General features: G+C 29.4%; 2 protein-coding genes. Both read left to right on the forward strand.

Annotation, left to right across the window (positions count from 1 at the left end):
* Window positions 1-1,445: Ig-like domain-containing protein (locus tag QZZ11_RS07550; protein ID WP_292474948.1), on the forward strand; the 1,445-nt coding region annotated here is incomplete at its 5' end.
* A gap of 182 nt (window positions 1,446-1,627) precedes the next feature.
* On the forward strand, window positions 1,628-6,563 hold a 4,936-nt coding region (locus QZZ11_RS07555; RefSeq protein WP_292474950.1), incomplete at its 3' end, for an Ig-like domain repeat protein.

Raw genomic sequence — 6,563 nt, forward strand, 5'->3', positions numbered from 1 at the left:
ACATAACAATCGACGGTACAATCGATTCAACAGCAGCTACCCAGGCATACGGAGTATACGCAACTGCAATGGCCGTCGGAACATCCAGTGGCATTAATCTAACAGGATTAAACATAATTGTTGATTCAGATGATGCTACAGGTGTGTTAATTGAAGGTGCCAGTGATGTTTTAATAGCTAATGCGACTTATGATATTATTGGTGGCAATGCAACAGCAGTAAATGCTCATGTTGACTGGATGGGAAACATCCCAGAAAACATAATCATCACAGGAATGGACATAAACATAAACGGTACAGAAGACAACAGCATATTATACTTCGGATTATGTGATGGTGTAACAATCACTGATTGTAACATAGAAACCACCAGAGGATCCGAAATAAACTTCAACAAAACATCAGACGCACAAGTAACCAACAACTACATACTCATCAAAGACATGATAAGCGGTTCATTCGGAAACTATGCAGTAATAACCACAGAAAACGACACGATAATAGAAAACAACACACCAACATCCAAACTCATAGAAGACCTTGAACAACAACTCGAAGATCTTCAAAATGAACTTGATCAACTTAAAGCTCCAAAAGCAACAACACTCACACTAGACCCAATCACCGATGCAAAATACAACACAAACATTATAATTTCAGGTTCACTTGTAAATGAAGACAGTATTGGATTATTCAATCAAGTAATCACATTAACAATCGGTGACAAAACTGTAAACGTAACAACCAAAGGTGGAGAATTTACATACACCACAAGCCTCAAAACATTAGAAGAACAAACAATAACAGCATCATATGCTGGAAATGACAAGTATCAGGCTTCTGAAGATACCATTACTTTCACACTTGAAAAAGGAGACGTAATAGTAACAGTTGATGCTATAAGTGATGTGGCATATGGTGGTAATGTAACAATTACTGGTAAATTCACTACATCAGATGGTAAAGCAATCAGTAACAGTAATGTTAAAATAACAATAGACGGCAAAAAATACTATGCAAAAACAGATAAAACAGGAACATACACACTCTCAGTAAAAGCAAACACAATTGGTGAAAACACAATTACCGTAGGTTACAGTGGAAACACCAACTACAATGCATACGAAACCACAGCAACATTTAATGTTGTAGCAGCAGATGCAGTAGTTACCTATGAACCAATCAGTGACGTAACACTAGGTGAAAACGTAACCATAACGGGTACATTCACCGATGCAAATGGTAAAGCAGTTACAAGCAGTAACGTGAAAATTACAATCAACGGTAAAAAGTATTATGCAAAAACAGACAGCACAGGAAAATACACATTATCAGTAGCAACTACCAAAGAAGGCGTAAACAATGTAACCATAGGTTACAGCGGAAGTGCCAAGTATAATGCTTTCGAAACCAGTACAACATTCACAGTACTAAAAGCACAATAAACATTCTGTTTGAAATTATTAACCCCCTCTTATCTTTTTATTTTTTTTATACGACCTTGATTACCAATAAACAGTTTTCTTAAGGAAGTTATATCTATTACAAATAACCATATATTTTAATATCATTCAAGTATTTTGTACAAATAATAAAAATACATTAACTAGTAAAATGTGGTAATATTATGTTTAAGAAAAAGAATTTTTTATTGTTAACAGGTATTATTTTAATTATGCTTATTAGTTTAAGTTTAAGCTTTGCACAAGAGATACCTGCCAATAATAAAACCAGTGACTTTAATCAGGATTTAACTACACACAATAATCCAATACATGGCGATACTTTAAAAAATCCCATAAATAATCATATTTCTAAAAAATATGATAATTCATTAAAAACAGATGTGAATGAGGACAACTACATTTATGTTAACAATTCAGGAAATTCATCCAGTGATGGCAAAAATAGTTCCAATCCCACCACATTAGAAAATGCTTTGTCAATCGTTGAAAATGATAGCACAATCCTATTATTAGACGAAGAAGATAGTGAATACAACATAAACAGAACAATCAATACTGCCGTTTTAAAAAGTTCTGTTAAAAACTTATTAATTACTTCCAATAACAATGTCATTTTAAATTTTTCCACAAATTCTAATTTACGATTAAACGGTAACCGCAATATTGTAATTGCAAATATAACTTTTATTCGAAGTGACAACCCAAAAACGGCACTTGTAGTTAATTACGTTAATTTAACTTTAAAAAACTGTTCATTCAAGAATATTCAAAGTGCATCACAATATGGTGTTATTCAAAACCATAATAATTTAACCATGAATGATTGTAACTTTTTTAATAATACTGCAAGTGTTGGAGGATTAATTTATAGTGAAAATGTATCTGCAAATATGAATAACTGTATTTTTGATGAAAATAAAGCCGTTGAAGGTGGAATACTTTCTTCAACAAAATCTCTAATTAACGTGCATAATTGTTCTTTTTATGGAAATAATGCTTTTTTCGGTGGTGTTTTTTCCATAAGAGATAAAAGCATCCTAAATATTAATAAATCCCACTTCGTTAACAATTCTGCAAATTATTACGGAGGAGTTATCAATTCATGGTATTCAACAAGTGTTTTAAATAACTCTGAATTAATCAATAACAGTGCATATACCGGAGGAATTGTTTATAGTGGAAATAATATTAATACAACAATTTTAAACTCATTACTGGATAATAATTATGCAAATAAGACTGCAAACAATGTTTATTCATCCACAGATAATTTAACAATCAATAACTGTGTTATATTAAATGAAAATTATGAAAGTTCAATTTATTGTTATAATTCCAAATACGTGTTAGATGAAAATTGGTGGGGAATTAATAATCCAAACTTTGCTTTATTAACCAATAACATTCTTCCAAATAATTGGAGAATATTGATAGCTGAAAATCATGAAAATAATTTAACAAAAGAGATAAATGTTTCTTTAAATCATTTATCCAATTCACAAACAATTAGTAAAGATTTGATTAATAGAACCGTGTATTTTACTACAACAAGTGCAAATTTAGAATTTGAAAGTTCAAATATTACCACCAGCATTAACAACAGATACGATGGGAATTTAGAGGATACTTTTGTAAGAGTAGATAATCAGATTATGAGAGTAGGAGATAAAATTACACCTTATCTCAGTTTGAATAATGTTACATCAAATATCAACAAAAGCTCTGAAATTAAAGTTAATTGTAATCCAGACATAACAAATGTTAAAATAAAAATTAATGATATTCTTTTAGGTGATTTAACTCCTACGAATGGAATTGCAACATTAAATTACTATTTCAACTCTTCCTGGAATGAAGGAACATATAATTTATCCGCATTAGTAATCAACAATAGTATCTATGAAGATAAAATTGTTAATGCTTCGTTAATACTTAAAAATAATATAGATTCTATTGTAAATATTGTTAAAAACAATCATGAAATTGCAGAAGAGAATGTGACCGTTGGCACCAAACTTGACTTGGATACTGCAAAAAGTTTTCAAACCAGTATTAAAAGTCAGGGACAAAGTGGAAGTTGTTGGGCTTTTAGTGCATTAAGTGCACTTGAATCTGCTTATTTAAAATCATATGGTGTTGAATATGACTTTTCTGAAAATAACATGAAAAACGTATTAAAAAAATATTCCATTTACGGTGATGTTCAGTATGATCCAAATAGTGGAAATTCCGAATTGGAACCTATAGCTTATCTTGTTGGATGGTATGGGCCAGTAGATGAATCAAAAGACTCATATAATGAGTACAGTCTTATGTCACCAATACTTAATACCGATATGAAAGTTGAAGATGTGTATTTCATTTACAGAACAAGTTATATTGGAAAAGACAATAAACAGCTAAAAGAAGCAATACTCAAATATGGATCAATTGCTTCATCAGTCTATTCTTCATATAGCGGTTCATCAGGTAGAAATTTATATTCTTCCGAAACTCCTTATGCAGACCATGCAATCAGTATCGTAGGCTGGGACGATTTTTATAGTAAAAATAACTTTTATGGAACAAATAAACCTATAGATAACGGAGCTTATATTATCAAGAACAGTTGGGGTGAATCAACAGGAGAATCAGGATATCAATATGTATCCTATTTTGATACATCCCTTGGCGGTGTAGATTTAAATTCAAAAGTAACATCATTCAGTTATGCTTTCCCAGTGAAAACTTATGAAAATTATAGCAACATTTACCAACATGATACTGTTTCAGCAGAAGTTATAACTTTAACTCCTTCCGCATGGATTAGAAATATTTATACGGCAAGCAATAATGAAAGCATTGCAGGTATTGGAACTTTCATATATGATGACTGTGAATATGAAGCATATGTCTATGTTAATGACCAATTATGTTATACTCAAAAAGGAAATATTACCCAACCCGGATATAGAATTGTTAAATTGGAAAAATATGTACAAATTAGTGAAGGAGATGAATTTAAAGTTGATTTAAACTTAAAATCAAAAAATAACAATTATGTTTATATTAACGTACAAAATACAGACAATTATGTATCATTTTCAAAAGAAAACCAGTCATTTATAAGTGAAGATGGAATAAATTGGAAAGACATGTATTATGAATCAGATTATCCTGGTTCAGTGGCCTGTTTAAAAGTGTATACAAAGGATGTGCCAATTATAAATTCAAGCACAACCAATCAATCAAATAATTATACAGTCACAACCACTATAAAAAATTTAAAAAGTAATGCCAGATTATTTTATACAATAGGTGAAAATAATTGTACAGATAGCGAAGGAAATGATATTTATTTAGATGTTAATGAAGATGGAATATATAATGTAACGATTCCTATAACTAATGTTAATAATTATAATTTTAATTTAACTGTTAACTTAAAAACTGAGAATAATACTGTAAGTGAAATAATACCGTTAAGCATGCCTTTAAAATTAAATATTAAAAGCAGCAATTATTCTTACTTTGTAGATGAAAAACAAGAAATTGTGGCTCATGTTGAAATAGACAATAATGACAATACACCAATTAATGAAGGAAGTATATTACTATATGATGGTTCAGCAATTGTTGATGAATGTCCTGTAGTAAATGGTATTGTCAGATTTGTTGTTAATGAATCAAATGGAAATTATCAGTACACCATGGTTTACAATGGATCAGAACTATTTACATGTCAAAATATAATCTTAAATTTAACCATCAAAAAACATGAATCCATCATTAAAATAGACAATTTAACATCAGACATTTCATTTGGAGAAAAAATTAATATTAGTGGTAAACTATTAAGTGAAAATAATGATAACATTACTGGAAAAATAGAATTAATTATTAATGATCAAAAAGTTATTGTAAACGTTAATGAAGGAATATTCAATTATAATTATCAGACAAACAGAATAGGATTCAATAGTATTACAGCCAATTATAATGGTGATGACATATACAAAAACTCTTCTGCAGATACAATATTTCATGTTAAAAAAATACATAGTGTAATTCTTTTAGATTCCTTGAATAATACTGAAGTAAATAATTCTATAAAAATATCTGGAAAATTAATATATGATATAGATTATCCTTTAGAAAATTATAATTTAAATATAAGAATTAATAATTATACATCAGAGCTTACTTTAAATTCAACAAATTACTTTGAATATTATTATAAACTAGAGGAAATTGGACCAAACAATATCACAATAACCTTTGAAGAAACAGATTATTTTGAAGGAAATATAATTAAAGCAACATTCTATGTTACAAAGATAAATACCAATATACAGGCAAACATAAGCTTTGAAAATATGAAATATAACCACAACATTACAATTACAGGAAAACTTAACGATAAACACAACAACAGGATTACACAGACTACAATCAAAATAATTTTAAACAACATTGAAGACAGCATAATAACTAACGAAAATGGATTCAATTATACTTTTAAATCCAAAATTATTGGAATAAATAATATTACAATAAGATATGATGGAAATGATTGGTATACTCCATGTACAATCAATACATCATTCAATATAGAAAAAGAAGATGTAATTGTCATACCGGATCCAATAAATGAAGTTCCAGCAGGCACCAATACAACAATAACAGGAATATTCAAAGAAAGTACTGGTGAAACAATCAGTAACAGTAATGTTAAAATTATTGTTAATGGTGAAAAATATTACTCTAAAACCGATAAGAGTGGAAGATTCAACATATCAATTTTAGTAACTAAAGTTGGAACAAATAATCTTTCAGTAGGATATAGTGGTAATGCAAAATATAATGCATACGAATATAATACTACATTCATCGTTGGTAAGCAGAATGTTATTGTAACTTATGATCCTATTAAGGAGGTTCCTGCTGGTACAAATGTTACAATAACTGGTACATTCACAACCAATCTTGGTAAAACAATATCTAACAGTAATGTTCGTGTGTTTATTAATGGTGTGAAATACTTGGCTAAAACGGATAAAAATGGTAAATACAACTTGTCAGTACTGGTAACCAAAGTTGGAGTAAACAACTTGAGTG

It is taken from the genome of Methanosphaera sp. (assembly GCF_016282985.1).
Lineage (GTDB): Archaea > Methanobacteriota > Methanobacteria > Methanobacteriales > Methanobacteriaceae > Methanosphaera.